The 19,249-nt window shown below is 56.0% G+C and carries 14 protein-coding genes and 1 pseudogene; 6 read left to right on the top strand and 9 right to left on the bottom strand.

Features of this window, described 5'->3' with window-relative positions; genetic code table 11:
* Positions 1-58: 58 nt before the first annotated feature.
* From ldtD to B8P98_RS18480, 5 genes and pseudogenes are all read left to right on the top strand, one after another.
* On the top strand, positions 59-1,849 hold the full coding sequence (gene ldtD / locus B8P98_RS18505; protein ID WP_025712949.1) for a L,D-transpeptidase: 1,791 nt from the start codon (positions 59-61) through the stop codon (positions 1,847-1,849).
* 301 nt (positions 1,850-2,150) lie between these two features.
* Positions 2,151-2,702 carry a YcbK family protein gene (locus B8P98_RS18495; RefSeq protein WP_087805794.1) on the top strand — a complete coding sequence of 184 codons (552 nt, stop codon included), beginning with the start codon at positions 2,151-2,153 and terminating at the stop codon, positions 2,700-2,702.
* 13 nt (positions 2,703-2,715) lie between these two features.
* Positions 2,716-3,363 (top strand): MBL fold metallo-hydrolase, encoded by a 648-nt coding sequence (locus B8P98_RS18490; protein ID WP_025712948.1) that lies wholly within the window; start codon positions 2,716-2,718, stop codon positions 3,361-3,363.
* A 108-nt stretch (positions 3,364-3,471) separates the two neighbouring features.
* Positions 3,472-4,562, top strand: a pseudogene (locus B8P98_RS18485) (IS3 family transposase); the annotation flags it as partial.
* 55 nt (positions 4,563-4,617) lie between these two features.
* A protein-coding gene (locus tag B8P98_RS18480; protein ID WP_095033288.1) for an IS3 family transposase occupies positions 4,618-5,873 on the top strand; the annotation gives its coding sequence in 2 pieces (ribosomal slippage) (positions 4,618-4,969 and positions 4,969-5,873; 1,257 coding nt in all).
* 27 nt (positions 5,874-5,900) lie between these two features.
* Here B8P98_RS18480 and B8P98_RS18475 read toward each other — a convergent pair.
* From B8P98_RS18475 to pncB, 4 genes are all read right to left on the bottom strand, one after another.
* Positions 5,901-7,091, bottom strand: a complete 1,191-nt coding sequence (locus B8P98_RS18475) for an amino acid aminotransferase (protein WP_025712947.1) — start codon at positions 7,089-7,091, stop codon at positions 5,901-5,903.
* Between the two features lie 187 nt (positions 7,092-7,278).
* Positions 7,279-8,358, bottom strand: coding sequence for a porin OmpK35 (gene ompK35, locus B8P98_RS18470; RefSeq protein WP_095033287.1), 1,080 nt, complete (start codon positions 8,356-8,358; stop codon positions 7,279-7,281).
* A gap of 590 nt (positions 8,359-8,948) precedes the next feature.
* Positions 8,949-10,349 carry an asparagine--tRNA ligase gene (gene asnS / locus B8P98_RS18465; RefSeq protein ID WP_008805873.1) on the bottom strand — a complete coding sequence of 467 codons (1,401 nt, stop codon included), beginning with the start codon at positions 10,347-10,349 and terminating at the stop codon, positions 8,949-8,951.
* 165 nt (positions 10,350-10,514) lie between these two features.
* The gene (gene pncB, locus B8P98_RS18460) at positions 10,515-11,717 is read right to left on the bottom strand and encodes a nicotinate phosphoribosyltransferase (RefSeq protein ID WP_025712945.1); all 1,203 of its coding nucleotides are present in this window, start codon (positions 11,715-11,717) and stop codon (positions 10,515-10,517) included.
* Between the two features lie 326 nt (positions 11,718-12,043).
* Here pncB and pepN point away from each other — a divergent pair, with 326 nt between their 5' ends.
* A complete protein-coding gene (pepN, locus tag B8P98_RS18455; RefSeq protein ID WP_025712944.1) occupies positions 12,044-14,659 on the top strand; it encodes an aminopeptidase N in 2,616 nt (871 codons plus the stop codon).
* A gap of 97 nt (positions 14,660-14,756) precedes the next feature.
* On the opposite strand, the gene ssuB is transcribed toward pepN, so the two are convergent.
* Genes ssuB through ssuE form a run of 5 tightly spaced genes read right to left on the bottom strand, consistent with a single transcriptional unit; the run spans position 14,757 to position 19,001 of the window.
* Entirely contained in the window at positions 14,757-15,530 is a 774-nt protein-coding gene (ssuB, locus tag B8P98_RS18450; RefSeq protein WP_087805435.1) for an aliphatic sulfonates ABC transporter ATP-binding protein, read from the bottom strand.
* The gene (ssuC, locus tag B8P98_RS18445; protein WP_080897937.1) at positions 15,527-16,318 is read right to left on the bottom strand and encodes an aliphatic sulfonate ABC transporter permease SsuC; all 792 of its coding nucleotides are present in this window, start codon (positions 16,316-16,318) and stop codon (positions 15,527-15,529) included. Before ssuC ends, ssuB begins: the two co-directional genes overlap by 4 nt.
* A gap of 10 nt (positions 16,319-16,328) precedes the next feature.
* Positions 16,329-17,474: an FMNH2-dependent alkanesulfonate monooxygenase gene (gene ssuD / locus B8P98_RS18440; RefSeq protein WP_025712942.1), complete on the bottom strand. Its 1,146-nt coding sequence runs from the start codon at positions 17,472-17,474 to the stop codon at positions 16,329-16,331.
* Positions 17,471-18,433 (bottom strand): sulfonate ABC transporter substrate-binding protein, encoded by a 963-nt coding sequence (locus B8P98_RS18435; protein ID WP_025712941.1) that lies wholly within the window; start codon positions 18,431-18,433, stop codon positions 17,471-17,473. The genes ssuD and B8P98_RS18435 overlap by 4 nt, the downstream gene beginning before the upstream one ends.
* A complete protein-coding gene (gene ssuE / locus B8P98_RS18430) occupies positions 18,426-19,001 on the bottom strand; it encodes an NADPH-dependent FMN reductase (RefSeq protein WP_004201416.1) in 576 nt (191 codons plus the stop codon). Before ssuE ends, B8P98_RS18435 begins: the two co-directional genes overlap by 8 nt.
* Positions 19,002-19,249: the final 248 nt, after the last annotated feature.

The raw sequence follows: 19,249 nt of genomic DNA, 5'->3' as shown, positions 1-19,249 counted from the left end.
ATACTGAAAAAGAGCCCCAATTTTGTGGGCAGCAATGTGTGACAACAGGGGGCAAGGGATGTTGCTAAAGAAACGGTATGGTCGTCCATTGTCAGCGCTCAGTCTGAGCCTGGCACTGGCATTTGCTCCGCTGTTCAATGTCCAGGCCGCAGAGCCTGAAGTCGTACCAGGTGATAGTTCCGCAACGCCTGGCGAGCTTTCCGTCGCGCTGGCGCAAAGCGATGGGCAATCACCGGCGGTCGCGAAGCTGGCCGGTGAGCAGCCGCTGTCGATGGAAGCCGCGGCGCACAGTCGCGCGCAGATCGAGGCGCTGTTGCCGGCTGGCTACAAACCCGTCTTTATGAATCCGCTGGTGTCGCTGTACGCCGCCAGGGATATGAAACCGATGTGGGAAAACCGTGAGGCCGTGCAGGCGTTTCAGCAGCAGCTGGCGGAAATTGCCATCGCCGGTTTTCAGCCACAATTTACCACCTGGGTCAGCCTGTTGACCGATCCCGCCGTCAGCGGCATGGCGCGCGATGTGGTGTTGTCGGATGCCATGATGGGCTATCTGCACTTTATCAGCGGCATCCCCACCCAGGGGACTCGCTGGTTATATAGCTCGACACCGTACAAGATGGCGACCCCGCCGCTGTCGGTCATTAACCAGTGGCAGCTGGCGCTGGACAATGGTTCTCTGCCGGCGTTTATCGCCGGCCTGGCGCCGCATCATCCGCAATATGAGGCCATGCACCAGTCGCTGCTGGCGCTGGTGGCTGATTCACGACCATGGCCGCAGATGACCGGCAGCGGCTCGCTGCGTCCCGGCGAGTGGAGCAATGATATCGGCGCCTTGCGCGAGATCCTCCAGCGTACCGGCATGCTGGAGAATACCGCGAATATCGTTCTGCCCGGCGACGTGGTGAGCCCGTCGGCGAAGAAGAAGAGTAAACCTGCGGCGCGCGGTGTGTACGATCGCCAGCTGGTGGAGGGCGTTAAGCGCTTTCAGGCCATGCAGGGGCTGGGGGCAGATGGCGTTATCGGCCAGTCCACCCGCGACTGGCTTAATGTCTCCTCGGCGCAGCGTGCAGGGGTGCTGGCGCTAAACATTCAGCGGCTACGTCTGCTGCCGGGCAAATTGTCCACCGGCATTATGGTGAATATTCCTGCGTTCTCGCTGGTCTATTACCAGGACGGCAGTCAGGTGCTGGCTTCACGGGTGATCGTGGGGCGTCCGGACCGCAAAACGCCAATGATGAGCAGTGCGCTGAATAACGTGGTGGTCAATCCGCCGTGGAACGTACCGCCGACCCTGGCGCGCAAAGACATTCTGCCGAAAGTGCGTAACAATCCCGGCTATCTGGAGCAGCATGGCTACACCGTGATGCGCGGCTGGAACAGTAAAGAGGCGATTGATCCTTACCGGGTCGACTGGTCGACCATTACGGAGAACAATTTGCCGTTCCGTTTTCAGCAGGCGCCCGGGGCGCGTAACTCGCTGGGGCGCTATAAATTTAATATGCCGAGTTCGGATGCCATCTATCTGCACGATACGCCGAACCATAATTTGTTCCAGAAAGATGTTCGCGCGCTCAGTTCAGGTTGTGTGCGGGTGAATAAGGCTTCGGAGCTGGCCAATATGCTGCTGCAGGATGCAGGCTGGAATGACACGCGTATTTCCGATGCTCTGAAGCAAGGGGACACGCGTTATGTCAATATCCGGCAAAATATACCGGTAAATTTATATTACTTAACCGCGTTTGTAGATGCTGATGGACGTACACAATATCGAACAGATATTTACAATTACGATATCACCGCGCGATCCAGCGCACAAATTCTGACGAAAGCTGAACAATTAATCAGGTAAATGAAGTAGTTCAATGGATTCTGTTGTCCTAGCACTGGGTAAAACAGGCGCTGCTCCTCTGCAGCGCCCGATTTTCCTGGGGTGAGGCTGCCTTGACGTTGGCAATAATGCCCGGTAAGGTGCCTTTCGTGCGCCAGAAGTGCATATACATATCATTCCGCTCAATGCGTAGCGTGATTAGCGCGAACGTTCTCCTTTGCCAGGCAGATCATGGCCGTGGCGAGCGATAGCGTGCTGATTCTCAGCATCGTGTAAGGCGGAAAAAGTATATAACGATTCATTGACTGTAGACCTGATTATCATGGACAAATTTGACGCTAATCGCCGCAGATTGCTGGCGTTGGGTGGTGCTGCGCTGGGTGCTGCCGCCATTCTCCCTGCGCCGGCATTTGCCACCCTCTCGACCCCCCGTCCGCGTATTTTGACGCTGAATAACCTGCATACTGGTGAATCGCTCAAGGCGGAGTTTTTCGATGGCAGAGGCTATATTCAGGATGAATTAGCAAGACTTAACCATTTTTTCCGCGATTATCGCGCGAACAAAATTAAGTCCATCGATCCAAATCTGTTCGATCATCTTTATCGGTTGCAGGGATTACTTGGCAGCAACAAACCTGTCCAGCTTATCTCTGGTTATCGTTCCCTCGATACCAATGATGAGCTCCGCGCACGAAGCCGTGGTGTAGCGAAACACAGCTATCACACCAAGGGGCAGGCCATGGATTTTCATATTGAAGGTATTTCGTTAAGCAATATTCGCAAAGCGGCGTTATCTATGCGCGCAGGTGGTGTAGGATATTACCCACGTAGTAACTTTGTGCATATTGATACCGGTCCCGTAAGGCACTGGTAACGAAAGGAGCGTCATGAACTATCGTATTATTCCGGTTACCGCGTTCGCGCAGAACTGTTCTCTTATCTGGTGCGAACAAACCCGGCTGGCGGCGCTGGTCGATCCTGGCGGCGATGCTGAACGTATCAAAGCGGTGGTGGCGGAGGCGGGCGTCACGCTGATGCAGATCCTGCTGACGCATGGCCATCTCGATCACGTCGGCGCCGCGGCGGAACTGGCGCAGCATTATGGCGTACCGGTTATTGGTCCGGAAAAAGAAGATGAGTTCTGGCTGGAAGGATTACCGGCGCAAAGCCGGATGTTCGGCCTGGAGGATTGCCAGCCGCTGCGTCCGGATCGCTGGCTCAATGAAGGCGATGTGGTCAATGTAGGGAATGTGGCGCTGCAGGTTCTGCACTGTCCGGGCCATACACCGGGTCACGTGGTCTTTTTTGATAATGCTTCCCGACTGCTGATCTCCGGAGATGTGATTTTCAAGGGCGGGGTGGGGCGCAGCGATTTTCCACGCGGCGACCATGGGCAGCTGATTGCCGCCATTAAGGATAAGCTGTTGCCGTTGGGTGATGACGTCACCTTTATTCCCGGCCATGGTCCGCTGTCCACGCTGGGTGAAGAACGGCGCAATAATCCGTTCCTGCAGGATGAGATGCCGGTCTGGTAACTGACCTGAGGCAAACTGATAAAAAAGGCCGCATTTGCGGCCTTTTTCTTTATATTGACCCGTCCTGAATAGCGTTGACACGTTCCTGACTTAAATCCGGAGAACGTGATGATGACTGAGTTCAAACGCACCCAACGTGATTATCCTCTATCCTTTAAAATAGCTGTTGTAGAGCAAGTTGAAAAAGGCGAGATGACCTATAAACAGGCCCAGCAGCGGTATGGCATTCAGGGGCGCTCCACCGTTCTTGTCTGGCTGCGTAAATATGGCCGGCTTGACTGGAGCCCCGTACTTCCTGACAAGGTGAAGAGGAAACTGCCCGTGGCCCAGACGACTATCCCGCTTACACCCGAGCAAAGAATCAGGGAACTTGAAGAACAGCTTGAGCTGGCAAACCAGAAAGCTGAGTTTTTTGAGTCGGTTATCAATGTTCTGAAAAATGATTACGGGGTAAGTGTCGTAAAAAAGCGGCCCGGCAAGTGCTCGCGCAAAGTCCGGCCCCAAAAATAACCGTTACGCGTGCATGCCAGTTTCTGGGGCACAGCAGACAGGCGTGGTATCAGGACAATACAAGACGCACAAAACGACAGGAACAATATGCTCATGTCCTTGATTTTGTTTCCCGGGTCAGGTGTCGTCAGCCACGAATCGGTACACGTAAACTGCACTATCTGCTGAACACTCAGGTCGGCAAAAGGCTGAATATCGGACGGGACCGTCTGTTTAGACTGCTGAGCGAACACCGGCTCCTGGTGCCAGTGAAACGGGCATATCACAAAACCACCAACAGCCATCATCGATTTTACCGGCATCCTAATCTGCTGAAACCCGGCCCTGAACAAGCTACCGCCCTTGAACCAGAACAGGTCTGGGTCGCTGATATAACTTACCTTCCGCTGTGCAGCGGCACGGCTTATCTGAGTCTGGTCACTGATGCCTGCTCCAGAAAAATCGTGGGTTACCATGTTGGGGAGAACCTGCAGACAGAAAACGTGGTAAAAGCGTTAAGACAAGCACTGAGGGGGAGAAAAACGACAGGTCCGCTGGTCCATCACTCTGACAGAGGACTGCAATACTGTTCGGTACTTTATCAGTCAGTTCATGAGAGAAATGGGATAACCTGTTCAATGACCGATGGTTATGACTGCTACCAGAATGCGCTGGCTGAGCGGGTAAACGGTATCCTGAAAAATGAATTTTTTGACCCGTCCTGAATAGCGTTGACACGTTCCTGACTTAATTCCGGAGAACGTGATGATGACTGAGTTCAAACGCACCCAACGTGATTATCCTCTATCCTTTAAAATAGCTGTTGTAGAGCAAGTTGAAAAAGGCGAGATGACCTATAACCAGGCCCAGCAGCGGTATGGCATTCAGGGGCGCTCCACCGTTCTTGTCTGGCTGCGTAAATATGGCCGGCTTGACTGGAGCCCCGTACTTCCTGACAAGGTGAAGAGGAAACTGCCCGTGGCCCAGACGACTATCCCGCTTACACCCGAGCAAAGAATCAGGGAACTTGAAGAACAGCTTGAGCTGGCAAACCAGAAAGCTGAGTTTTTTGAGTCGGTTATCAATGTTCTGAAAAATGATTACGGGGTAAGTGTCGTAAAAAAGCGGCCCGGCAAGTGCTCGCGCAAAGTCCGGCCCCAAAAATAACCGTTACGCGTGCATGCCAGTTTCTGGGGCACAGCAGACAGGCGTGGTATCAGGACAATACAAGACGCACAAAACGACAGGAACAATATGCTCATGTCCTTGATTTTGTTTCCCGGGTCAGGTGTCGTCAGCCACGAATCGGTACACGTAAACTGCACTATCTGCTGAACACTCAGGTCGGCAAAAGGCTGAATATCGGACGGGACCGTCTGTTTAGACTGCTGAGCGAACACCGGCTCCTGGTGCCAGTGAAACGGGCATATCACAAAACCACCAACAGCCATCATCGATTTTACCGGCATCCTAATCTGCTGAAACCCGGCCCTGAACAAGCTACCGCCCTTGAACCAGAACAGGTCTGGGTCGCTGATATAACTTACCTTCCGCTGTGCAGCGGCACGGCTTATCTGAGTCTGGTCACTGATGCCTGCTCCAGAAAAATCGTGGGTTACCATGTTGGGGAGAACCTGCAGACAGAAAACGTGGTAAAAGCGTTAAGACAAGCACTGAGGGGGAGAAAAACGACAGGTCCGCTGGTCCATCACTCTGACAGAGGACTGCAATACTGTTCGGTACTTTATCAGTCAGTTCATGAGAGAAATGGGATAACCTGTTCAATGACCGATGGTTATGACTGCTACCAGAATGCGCTGGCTGAGCGGGTAAACGGTATCCTGAAAAATGAATTTTTACTCTCGCGCCCTGCGGACCTGGCGCAGGCCCGGGAAATGGTAAAAGAATCCGTGTCAATTTATAACCATGAGCGGCCACACCTGGCCCTGAAATACAAAACGCCCGATGAAGTTCATCAGGCGTTTTACAGACGAAAAGCTGTCAACCTATATCAGGACTAGTCAATCTCGCTTAGAGCACGCTGTCGCTTACAGTACTGCGACGATGGCTTCGCACAGCGGCGCCATGTTGTCAGGCGTCATACCGGCCACGTTGATACGTCCGGAAGCGACCGCGTAGATGGCGAACTCTTCGCGCAGACGCAGGACCTGCTCTTTACTCAGGCCGCTGAACGAGAACATGCCGTTCTGCTTGCTGATAAAGCTGAAGTCGCGGCTCGCGCCTTTCTCCTGCAGGGTATTGACGAACAGCAGGCGCATACGCTGAATGCGCTGGCGCATATCGGTCAGCTCCTGCTCCCAGATCGCCCTCAGCGCATCGTTGCTCAGAATGGTGGCGACCACGGAGGCGCCATGTGCCGGCGGGTTGGAGTAGTTGGCGCGGATCACCGATTTCATCTGACTGAACGCGCGGTCCACGGTCTCCTGATCGGCGGCGACCAGCGTGCAGGCACCGACACGTTCGTTGTACAAACCAAAGTTTTTCGAGTAGGAGCTGGCGACCAGCAGCTCTTTATGCAGCGCGGCAAAGGCGCGCAGCCCTTCAGCATCTTCTTCCAGACCACGGGCAAAGCCCTGGTAAGCGAAATCAAACAGCGGCAGCCAGCCTTTTTCGACCGACAGCTGCGCCAGCTTCTGCCACTGATCGAGCGTCGGATCGATACCGGTCGGGTTGTGGCAGCAGCCGTGGAACAGCACCACGTCACCGGCCTGGGCTTCGTTCAGGCTGACCAGCAGACCATCAAAGTCCAGCGCGTGGTTAGCCGCGTCGTAATAGGCATATTCACGCACTTCCAGCCCGGCAGAGGTAAACACGCTCTTGTGGTTAGGCCAGCTTGGGTTACTCACCCACACACGTTTTACGTCGGTGTTTTTAGCGAGGAAGTCTGCGGCGACGCGCAGCGCACCGGTACCGCCCGGGGTCTGCGCGGTGCGGGCGCGTTTATCGGCGATAATCGCATTGCCTTTACCGAACAGCAGTTCCTGGGTGCAGCGACCAAATTCAGGAATACCATCGATGCCCAGATAGTTTTTAGTCGTTTCATTCTCCAGCAGGTACTGTTCTGCTTTTTTGACGCTGGTCAGAACGGGTGTTTTACCGGTTTCATCCTTGTAAACACCAATTCCGAGGTTAATTTTTTCAGGGCGGTCATCGGCACGAAACAGATCGGCCAGACCTAAAATCGGGTCGGCTGGGGCGGCGGTAATGTTCTCAAACATGACGAGGTTCCATTGTGATTACTGAAGGGAAATCCGCTATCAGGTTAACGGGAGAATAACGAATTGCCAACCGTTTGCGACAAAAAGCGAGAAGGTTTTCAAAAGAGACGATCTTTACCTCATGAATAGAGAAAAGCAGGACCGAAGTCCTGCTCTGAAGGCATATCACGAAGGGGTGTACTGCAGATTAGAACTGGTAAACGATACCCACGGCCGCCTGGTCGTCGGTGGCAACGCCAGCCGCTTTGGTGTAATCGTTGTCGTCCAGCTGGTTGAACTTATAAGCAGCATAGACGTTCATATTTTTGTTGAAGTAGTACCAGGTACCCACTTCAACGTATTTAACCAGATCCGCATCGCCGCCGGAGAAGCCAGCACGGGACTGCAGATCTTTGCCTTTGGTCTGCACGTAGCCGATGGACGGACGCAGGCCGAAGTCGAACTGATACTGGACAACCGCTTCGAAGTTCTGCGTTTTGCCGGCGAAGTGGTTATCTTCTTCCGGCGTCATGTTGTAGGTCTGGGAGTACATGACAGCGGCGTAGACGTTGTTGGCGTCATATTTTGCAGAAGTTGCCCATGCTTCGGCCTTGTCGCCATTGCCGTCAGCTTTCTGGTCGACGCTACGGTTGGAACCGGAGTAGCCTGCAGACAGTGCGATACCGTTGTCGAACGCGTAGGTCGCTGCGGTGCTGAAGCCGTCGCCATTCTGCTTACGAATCGCGCGGTCATGATCGTTTTTACCCTGGTACTGCAGCGCGAAGCTCAGGCCGTCAACCAGACCGAAGAAGTCAGAGTTACGGTAAGTTGCCACGCCATTGGTACGGCCGGTCATGTAGTTGTCGGTGTAGTTCCAGCCGTCGCCGCCCCATTTAACCAGCATATCGGTTGCCGCTTCGACGTCGTAGATTGCACCGTAGTTACGGCCATAATCGAATGAACCGTATTCGCCTGCTTTCAGACCCGCGAACGCCAGACGAGTTTTGGTGGTCTGGGCACCTTCAACGTTGGACGCATCCATGTTGTATTCCCACTGGCCGTAACCGGTCAGCTGATCGTTGATCTGGGTTTCGCCTTTCAGGCCGATACGGGCATAGGTGGTATCGTCGCTGCTGGTATTGCCATTGGTGGTCCAGACGTGTTCGCCGACCATTTTTCCGTAGAAGTCCAGTTTGTTGCCGTTTTTGTTATAGATTTCTGCAGCGTTCGCTGCACCGGCTACCAGCAGGGCAGGGATCACCACTGCCAGAATATTGCGCTTCATCATTATTTATTACCCTCATTAATATTTTTTATATGAACACGTGCCACTGCCGTCAATGAGTTCTGTCAATAAAAATTTACAGAACCATTGATGAGAGTTTGGTGTCTGCAGGCATCTTTCCATCCGCGACAACGTTTCGCTAGCCGGAAAATGCTACGAATATCTAATATGAGTAACAATATGAAAAAAAATGTAATCAAATATGTATTTTAAGGAACTTTGTGAACTTAATCAAAATTCCGTTCCAGCAGGAAAGAGAAAACGCAGGTGCTTATATATCTATATGAATTATTTATGATTAATTTGGCTAAGTGTGAATTTGCTCATTTTGTGTATCGAATTAGTCTTCTTTTCATTCAGAGTTTGTCTTTGCAAGACGTGCGGCCAATGATTAAAAAATGAACAAATTAATCAGCGCTTTTGCTCTGTTATGAACATAAAGTGCGATCTGTATCACCGGGATGCACCGAAACAGTGCGTAACATAAATGTGAGTTTCAGGTATTGATGTTTAATTTTGTTGAAATTAGCTAACAGTAATTGACATAAAAAAAGGCCAGCTTGCGCTGGCCTTTAACCTTTTCAACGAAAAATTTAGAACGTCGCGTTGCGTGGAGTCCGTGGGAACGGAATGACATCGCGGACGTTCTGCACACCGGTCACGTAGGCGATAAGGCGTTCGAAGCCCAGACCAAAGCCGGAATGCGGCACGGTGCCGTAGCGACGCAGATCGCGATACCACCAGTAGTCTTCTTTGTTAAGCCCCATCTCTGCCATACGCGCGTCCAGCACGTCGAGACGCTCTTCACGCTGGGAACCACCGATGATCTCGCCGATGCCCGGCGCCAGGACGTCCATTGCCGCGACGGTTTTACCGTCTTCGTTAAGGCGCATATAGAACGCCTTAATGTCTTTCGGATAGTTTTTCACCACCACCGGCGCTTTGAAGTGCTCTTCTGCCAGGTAACGTTCGTGCTCGGAGGAGAGATCCACACCCCAGTACACCGGGTTCTCGAACTGCTTGCCGCAGTTTTCCAGAATTGTGACGGCGTCGGTATAATCCACTTGGGCAAAATCAGCGGTGATAAAGCGCTGCAGACGGTCGATAGCGTCTTTATCCACGCGCTCAGCGAAGAACTGCATGTCGTCCGCACGCTCTTCCAGTACCGCTTTAAAGACGTACTTAAGCATCGCTTCCGCCAGGCCGGCAACGTCATTCAGGTTAGCGAAAGCCACTTCCGGCTCCAGCATCCAGAATTCCGCCAGGTGGCGGCTGGTGTTGGAATTTTCCGCGCGGAAGGTCGGGCCGAAGGTATAAATCTTCGACAGCGCACAGGCGTAGGTCTCGCCGTTCAGCTGGCCGGAAACGGTCAGGAACGACTCTTTACCGAAGAAGTCTTTGTCGAAATCGACTTTGCCCTGATCGTTACGCGGCAGGTTTTCCAGATCCAGCGTCGACACGCGGAACATTTCGCCGGCGCCTTCGGTATCGGAGGCGGTGATCAGCGGGGTGGAAACCCAGAAGAAGCCCTGTTCGTCGAAGAAGCGGTGCAGCGCCTGCGCCAGGGTGTGACGCACGCGGGCTACCGCGCCAATCAGGTTGGTGCGCGGACGCAGGTGCGCCACTTCACGCAGATACTCGATGCTGTGGCGCTTGGCCGCCATCGGGTAGGTGTCCGGGTCTTCCACCCAGCCGGTCACTTCCACGCTGGTCGCCTGGATCTCAAAGCTTTGACCCTGACCCTGGGAAGCCACGACTTTACCGGTGACAATCACCGAGCAACCGGTGGTCAGACGCAGCACTTCCTGATTGTAATTGGGCAGAGAATTATTAATAACGGCCTGTACAGGATCAAAGCAGGAACCGTCATAGACGGCGAGGAATGAAAAGCCAGCTTTAGAATCTCGGCGGGTACGCACCCATCCGCGGACCGTGACTTCGCTGTCAACGGCAACGCGGCCCTGGAGTACGTCGGCTACAGGCACAACGCTCATAATAATCTCTCTATGTAGTCCAATAAAAAAGTCTCTTCCCCCAACAGCGGGGGAATATCTATGTTACCTGTCATCTTCCATCAGACAAGTAGATTTCGCATCATAAGCGGATAATTCGGCAATAAATAATCAAGAAAAAGGAGCCTGAAAGGCTCCTTAGGGAAATTAACTCGCCTTTTTAATCGGCGGCAGGTCGAACGCTTCGCGCAGGGCGCGGACGAAGGCCTTATCGTGGCAGATGGTTTTCCCCGGGCTGTCGGAGAGTTTCGCCACCGGCTTGCCGTTACATTCCACCAGCTTAATCACGATATTGAGCGGTTTAACCTGCGGCAGATCGCAGGTTAAGCGGGTGCCGATACCAAAGCTCAACTTCACCCGCGAGGCGAAGTGGCGATACAGGTCGACGGCTTTCGCCAGGTCGAGATTATCGGAGAAGACCAGCACTTTGCTCAGCGGATCGATGCCCAGCTTCTGGTAATGGGCAATCGCTTTTTCGCCCCATTCCACCGGGTCGCCAGAATCATGGCGCAATCCCTGATAGCGGGTGGCGAATTCGGGGCCGAAATCGCGCAGGAACGCATCCATAGTGATGCAGTCGGTCAGCGCGATGCCCAACTGGTCGGGATACTCTTCCAGCCAGGCGGCAAGGGCCGCCCGCTGGCTGCTGGCAAGGTTTGGGCTGATCTGCTGGTGGGCCTGGAACCACTCATGGGCCTGGGTGCCCATCGGGGTTAAATTCAGACGACGCGCCAGATCGTAATTGCTGGTGCCGACAAACCACGGCTCCTGCTGCAGACGTTGCACAATACCTTCCTGCACCTCGCGTGAAAAGCGACGGCGGGTGCCGAAGTCCATCAGACGGAAGGCGCTCATGTCGAGGTCCGCCGTCATGCTGGCGAAGTCGCCTAGCTTATGTTCCAGCGTGTTTAGCGCCTGTTCAACGCCCATCTCCGGTGAACGATAGCGATGGACCAGCTCGCTTATTACCGCCAGCAGTGGGACTTCCCACATAATGGCTTCCCGCCACGGGCCGGTAAGGCGAATGTTCAGCTTACCGTTGTCGTTGCTGACCGAGACCTGGCGCGGGTCATAGCGAAAATCGCGCAGCCAGTCGAGATAATCCTGGCGGAAAAAGGGAAGGGTGGACAGCCAGTGATATTCATCATCCCGCAGCCTCAGGTCGCGCATGGACTCCACCTGCTCGCGGATCGCGTCGGCATAGATGCCGAGCAGGTCGTCTCCACGGCAACGAAACTCCGCCGCCACATGTACATCACCGTAGTGGTGGAAGACAGCCTGCTGCATGTGCAGCTTGTAGGCATCCGTATCAAGCAGCGAGTGCAGTACAGGAGAAGTGAATTGTGTCATGGTGCGCAGTAGCATCCTCTCACTGGAGCGTTCCATCCAAACCAACGCGGAAAAAGGAGCCGGAGTATACCTTTATTACCCGACTCTGTCCCGCGATGGCGAGCGACGGCGACGCTGACGGTCATTTGCGAGGCCTAGTTTAATATATTGAACATGGATCACACCACAAGCTTTGCGTCGGGTCGAGGGCATTTCGTGCCGCGAGTGTTAAAAAAATGTAGCGATTACCGTGTTTCACGTTGAAAAGATGAAGATTCTGCATAGCGCGTTTGACACAACAGGAATAGACTGGGACGACACTTTACCGACGATGCTAAAGGTTTTTTATGACACAACAGCCCCAAGCCAAATACCGCCACGACTATCGTGCGCCGGAGTATCTGATTAGCGATATCGATTTGACCTTTGACCTGGATGCCGCAAAAACCGTTGTTACGGCCGAGAGCAAGGTCTCCCGCCATGCGGCTACGTCTGATGTGCCATTGCGCCTGGACGGCGAAGATCTCACCCTGATCGCTCTGCAGGTGAATGGCCAGCCGTGGAGTGACTATAAAGAAGAAAACAATCAGCTGGTGATCGGCGGCCTGCCGGAACATTTCACCCTGACTATCGTCAATGAGATCAGCCCGGCGGCGAACACTGCGCTGGAAGGCCTGTATCAGTCAGGCGAAGCGCTGTGCACCCAGTGCGAAGCGGAAGGTTTCCGCCATATTACCTGGTATCTGGACCGCCCGGACGTGCTGGCGCGGTTTACCACCAAAATCATCGCCGACAAAGCGAAATACCCGTTCCTGCTCTCCAACGGCAACCGCATGGCGGAAGGAGAGCTGGAGAACGGTCGTCACTGGGTACAGTGGCAGGATCCGTTCCCGAAGCCGTGCTACCTGTTTGCGCTGGTGGCCGGTGATTTTGACGTCCTGCGCGATTCATTCCGCACCCGCTCTGGCCGCGAAGTGGCGCTGGAGCTGTATGTCGATCGCGGCAACCTCGACCGCGCGCCGTGGGCGATGACCTCGCTGAAAAACTCCATGAAGTGGGATGAGGAGCGCTTTGGTCTTGAGTATGACCTCGACATCTATATGATTGTCGCCGTCGACTTCTTTAATATGGGCGCGATGGAGAACAAAGGACTCAACGTCTTTAACTCCAAATATGTCCTGGCACGCACCGATACCGCCACCGATAAAGACTACCTCGATATTGAACGCGTGATCGGTCATGAGTATTTCCATAACTGGACCGGCAACCGTGTCACCTGCCGCGACTGGTTCCAGCTCAGCCTGAAAGAGGGGCTGACCGTATTCCGCGATCAGGAGTTCAGCTCGGACCTCGGCTCACGGGCGGTAAACCGCATCAACAACGTGCGCACTATGCGCGGGTTGCAGTTTGCCGAAGACGCTAGCCCGATGGCGCACCCGATCCGCCCGGATATGGTTATCGAGATGAACAACTTCTACACCCTGACGGTTTATGAAAAGGGTGCTGAAGTGATCCGCATGCTGCACACCCTGCTGGGTGAAGAAAACTTCCAGAAAGGGATGCAGCTATATTTTGAACGCCATGACGGCAGCGCCGCCACCTGCGACGATTTCGTGCAGGCGATGGAGGATGCCTCTAACGTCGACCTGTCGCACTTCCGCCTCTGGTACAGCCAGTCCGGGACGCCGATCGTCACCGTGCATGATGACTATAATCCGGAAACCGAACAGTATACGCTGACCATCAGCCAGCGTACGCCGCCGACCGCCGAGCAGGCCGAAAAGAAGCCGCTGCATATCCCGTTTGCCATTGAGCTGTACGATAACGAGGGCAAGGTGATCCCCCTGCAGAAAGGTGGCCACCCGGTACACCCGGTGCTTAATGTGACCCAGGCCGAGCAGACCTTTGTCTTCGATAACGTCTATTTCCAGCCGGTGCCGGCGCTGCTGTGCGAATTTTCAGCACCGGTGAAACTGGAATATAAATGGAGCGATCAGCAGCTGACCTTCCTGATGCGCCACGCGCGGAATGATTTCTCGCGCTGGGATGCGGCGCAGAGCCTGCTGGCGACCTATATCAAGCTGAACGTTAACCGTCATCAGCAGGGGCAGCCGCTGTCACTGCCGGTACACGTGGCCGATGCCTTCCGCGCCATCCTGCTGGATGAGAAAATTGACCCGGCGCTGGCCGCTGAGATCTTAACCCTGCCGTCGGCCAACGAAATCGCCGAGATGTTCGCGATTATCGATCCGATCGCTATAGCCACCGTGCGCGAAGCGCTCACCCGCACACTGGCGAACGAACTGGCGGACGAATTCCTCGCGGTATATAACGCCAATAAGCTCGACAGCTACCGGGTGGAGCACGCCGATATCGGTAAGCGCGCCCTGCGCAATACCTGCCTGCGCTATCTGGCGTTTGCGGAGCCGACGCTGGGCGATAAGCTGGTGGCGGCGCAGTATCACCAGGCGGATAACATGACCGACGCGCTGGCTGCGCTGTCGGCAGCGGTTGCCGCCGAGCTGCCGAGCCGCGATGCGCTGATGCAGGAGTATGACGATAAATGGCATCAGGATGGTCTGGTGATGGATAAGTGGTTTATCCTGCAGTCCACCAGCCCGGCGGCCAACGTGGTGGAAACGGTACGTGGTCTGCTGAAACACCGTTCATTCAGCATGAGCAACCCGAACCGCGTGCGCTCGTTAATTGGCGCTTTCGCCAGCAGCAACCCGGCGGCGTTCCATGCTGAAGACGGCAGCGGCTACCAGTTCCTGGTGGAGATGCTGACCGAGCTGAACCAGCGCAACCCGCAGGTGGCGTCGCGACTGATTGAGCCGTTGATTCGTCTGAAGCGTTATGATGAGAAGCGGCAGGCGCTGATGCGCGCCGCGCTGGAGCAGCTGAAGGGGCTGGAGAATCTCTCCGGCGATCTGTTCGAGAAAATCAGTAAGGCGCTGGCGTAACGGCCGCAAAATCCCCGGTTGCGCTCTCGCTTACCGGGGCTACAGCGCTGTGCGATTTGGTAGCCCGGCCGAGCGAAGCGTGGGCCGGGGACGTTAGTTAGCCATGACTAAATAAACGCGGCGCGCTTTCGCTCTTGCCGCGTTTCATCACCCGATCCAGCACTTCTGCCTCCAGTTCGGCCAGCTTCGCCGAACCGGTGCGTCGCGGTCGTGGGATATCCACGCTTAAATCGAGCCCGATCTTCTTCTCTTCAATTAACAGCACCCGGTCGGCCATCGCCACGGCTTCGCTGACGTCGTGCGTCACCAGCAGGACCGTAAAGCCATGCTCCTGCCACAGGGAGACGATCAGCTCCTGCATCTCCAGGCGGGTGAGGGCATCCAGCGCCCCCAGCGGCTCGTCCAGCAGCAGCAGGCGCGGGCGATGGCTCAGGGCGCGAGCCAGCGCAACGCGCTGCTTTTGCCCGCCCGACAGCGCCGCTGGCCACTCCTGCGCGCGGTTCTCCAGTCCAACGCTGGCCAACGCCTGTAGGGCGGCATCGCGCCAGGCGCCTTTTAACCCCAGCCCGACGTTATCAATCACCGTTTTCCACGGCAGCAGGCGCGCATCCTGAAACATCATTCGGGTGTCGTCCTGGATCGCCGCCAGCGGCGTCACGCCCGCCAGCAGCTCGCCGGCGTTCGGTTTTTCCAGGCCCGCCAGCAGGCGCAGCAGGGTACTTTTGCCGCCGCCGCTGCGGCCCACCACCGCCACAAACTGGCCGCTGGGAATATGCAGATCCAGCTCGTTAAGAATGGTGTTGTCGCCATAGCGTTTAGTCACCCCGTTCAGCAGCAGGGGAATGCCAGGGTTCAGACGGGCAGTATTCATGCGTTAGCCTCCTGAAGATGATACGCCGGGTTCCAGCGTAGCCAGAGCCGTTCCAGCAACTGGGCGCTGACGTCAGCCAGTTTGCCAAGGATGGCGTAAAGAATGATGGCTACCACCACCACATCGGTTTGCAGAAATTCACGCGCGTTCATCGCCAGATAACCGATGCCGGCATTCGCCGAGATGGTTTCGGCGACAATAAGTGTCAGCCACATCAGGCCAAGAGCGAAACGTACGCCGACCATAATCGAGGGCAGGGCGCCGGGTAATATCACGTGACGGAACAGGGCGAAGCCGGATAAGCCATAGCTGCGCGCCATCTCCACCAGCCCACGGTCAATATTGCGGATCCCGTGCCAGGTGTTGATATAGATCGGGAACAGGGTACCCAGCGACACAAGGAAGATCTTGGCAGTCTCGTCGATGCCGAACCACAAAATCACCAGTGGGATCAGCGCCAGATGCGGCACATTGCGCAGCATCTGGATCGAGGTGTCCAGCAGGCGCTCGCCCCAGCGTGACAGGCCGCTGATCAGGCCGAGCACCAGCCCGATGGAGCCGCCGATGGCGAAGCCGACCAGCGCCCGCCACGAACTGATGGCCAGATGCTGCCACAGCTCACCGCTGGCCGAGAGCGTCCAGAACGCTTTCAATACCCCCTCCGGCGAGGGCAGCACCCGCGTCGACAGCCAGCCGACGGACGACGCCAGCTGCCAGACAACGACCGTCCCTACCGGAAGCAGCCAGGGGGCGAGACGTAACAACAGGGGATGAGTCGATTTTGCCATCAGGTCCTCCTCAGCTTTGCGCCACTTTACGCGGGATAAACTCATTGGCAACGGCTTCTCCCTGCAGGCGCAGGTTTTGCGGCTGCGGGATCGACGGCACGGCGACGTCGAGCAGGGGGAACAGCAGCTCGCCGACCCGATACGCCTCTTCCAGATGCGGATAGCCGGAGAAGATAAAGCTATCGATACCCAGCGCGGCGTATTCATTGATCCGTTCGGCAACGGTGGCGGCATCGCCCACCAGCGCGGTGCCGGCGCCGCCGCGCGCTAAACCGACGCCAGCCCACAGGTTGGGGCTGATTTCAAGTTTGTCGCGTCGCCCGTTATGCAGGGCCGCCATTCGCTGCTGACCAACGGAGTCGGTTCTGGCGAAGGCGGCCTGCGCGCGGGCGATCGTCTCATCGTCAAGGTGAGAAATCAGGCTATCTGCTGCCTGCCAGGCTTCCTCGTTGGTCTCCCGCACGATCACGTGCAGACGGATGCCAAAACGCACCTGGCGACCGTGGCGGGCGGCTTTCTCCCGCACCTGAGCGATTTTCTCTGCTACCTGAGCCGGCGGTTCACCCCAGGTGAGATAGAGATCGACCTGCTCAGCGGCCAGATCCTGCGCCACCTCAGACGATCCGCCAAAATAGAGCGGTGGACGCGGCTGCTGGAGCGGCGGAAACAGCAGCTTTGCATCGCGAACGCGCTGGTGCTTGCCGTTATAGGTGACGGTTTCCCCTTCCATCAGCTTGCGCCAGATGTGGGTAAATTCAGCCGAGGCCTCATAGCGCTCGGTGTGGTCGAGGAAGACACCGTCGCCGGCCAGTTCGGCCGGATCGCTACCGGTCACCAGATTGAACAGCGCCCGGCCGTTCGACAGTCGGTCCAGGGTCGCCGCCTGGCGGGCGGCTACCGTCGGCGACACCACGCTAGGCCTGAGGGCGACAAGAAATTTCAGCCGCTGCGTCACCGGGATCATCGAGGCCGCAACCAGCCAGGCATCTTCACAAGAGCGTCCGGTCGGGATCAGCACGCCGGTGAAGCCCAGTCGATCCGCCGTCTGGGCGATTTGCTGCAGATAGCCGTAATCGACCGGACGGGCACCCTCTTCAGTGCCCAGATAACGACCATCACCATGGGTCGGTAAAAACCAGAACATATTCAGACTCATGATTTCGCTCCTTGTGCGGCGGCGGGCTGCCAGATACGGGCCCGGATATCAACTTTTTTAGGCACCAGCTTGTTCTCATAGAACAGGTCAGCCGTCTGCTGCTGGCGAGCAGCGGTTTCGGCGCTCACCGGGGTCACTGAGGTGGGGGGACGATGGTCCAGATAGCTGGCGATCACCGCCTCCGGTAAGCCCATCGTCTTCGCCAGTAGCGTAATGCTTTGCGCGCGCTGGCTATGGGTCAGGGCATCGGCCTGGGTAAAGGTGTCGAGTACGCCTTCAATAAAAGCGCCATTACGTTCAGCGTAGGGCCGGGAGGCGAGATAGAACGATCCTGTCTGTTTCAGATCGGTTCCGTCGGTCAGCACCCGGGCGCCGCCCTGCAGCAGCGCGGCGGAGTAGTACGGATCCCAGATAGCCCAGGCGTCGACGTTACCCTGCTGGAAGGCGGCGCGCGCATCGGCAGGAGCAAGGTAGACTGGCTGAATATCACTAAATTTCAGGCCCGCGAGCTGCAGGGCGCGCAGCAAGAGATTGTGGGAGCTGGAGCCTTTCTGAAAAGCGACCTTTTTCCCTTTTAATTCAGCGACGTTATGGATGGGACTGCCTTGCGCTACCAGAATCACTTCGGCTTTGGGCTTAGGCGGCTCCGCGCCGATATAGACCAGATCGGCGCCTGCCGCCTGGGCAAAGATAGGCGGGATATCGCCAGTGCTGCCGATATCGATGCTGCCGACATTCAGCGCCTCCAGCATCTGCGGACCGGCAGGGAATTCAATCCAGGAGATATGGGTCTTCGGGTAACGCTGCTCCAGCAGTTGATGGCTTTTCGCCAGCACCATGCTGACGCTGCCTTTCTGATAACCAATGCGCAGGGCATCAGGCGCCGCCGGCGCGGCGTGACCCAGCGCCGAAAAGAGCAGCAGCCCCCCCAGAGTCAGGGCGCGGAGAGGATTAAGCATGCTCCACCCCGCGCAGAGACGTTAATGACGGTGCGCGGCTGCTGGGGCGATGCAGCGCCTGCCAGAACGTCTCCAGGGCTTCATCAAGGCGTCGCTGCAGGTTTGGGGTAAATTGCGGCTTGTGCTGGTAATCGGTCACCTGGCTGTCATCGGCGAAGACGCCATGGAGGATCTCCTGCGCCTTCAGGGCATTGAGAACGGGTTTCAGCGCGTAGTCCACCGCCAGCATGTGGGCGATGGTGCCGCCGGTGGCCAGCGGTAGCACGATTTTACCCTCCAGCGCGCGCTCAGGCAGCAGATCGAGCAGGGTCTTCAGCGCGCCGGAAAACGAGGCTTTATAAACTGGCGTGGCGATAATCAGACCGTCAGCTCCCGCCAGTTGCTCATTGAGCGTTTGTAGCGCCGGGTTGTCAAAGCGAGCGTACAGGAGGTCTTCCGGGGCAAAGTTCTGCAGATGCCAGTGGCAGACTTCGATATCGGCGGCGGTGAGCGTCTCTCTGGCGTATTCCAGCAGGGCGCTGGAACGGGAAGGGTAACGCGGGCTGCCCGCAAGCGTAATGACGCGCATCTTTCTCTCCTTATAACTAAATGTTTGCATTTATCTATAATTGATAACATTTACAGTGAGTGTGACAGAGCGCCATTATTTCCCTAAATGATTTATCCGCCGTTAGATAGCCGAAAAGCGCATAACGGCGGCTGGCCAGGTAATCGTTTGCGCTGATGGGTGATTTTTTGTCGCAGGTCAATTCCCTTTCCGCCATAGATCGCACATAATACGCCCCCGGTTTGCACACCGGGAATCCAGGAGAGTTC

Source organism: Klebsiella quasivariicola, from assembly GCF_002269255.1.
In the GTDB taxonomy this organism is placed as follows: domain Bacteria; phylum Pseudomonadota; class Gammaproteobacteria; order Enterobacterales; family Enterobacteriaceae; genus Klebsiella; species Klebsiella quasivariicola.
Note: the sequence above shows the minus strand (reverse complement) of the source record. Positions and strands in the feature narration are given on the sequence as shown.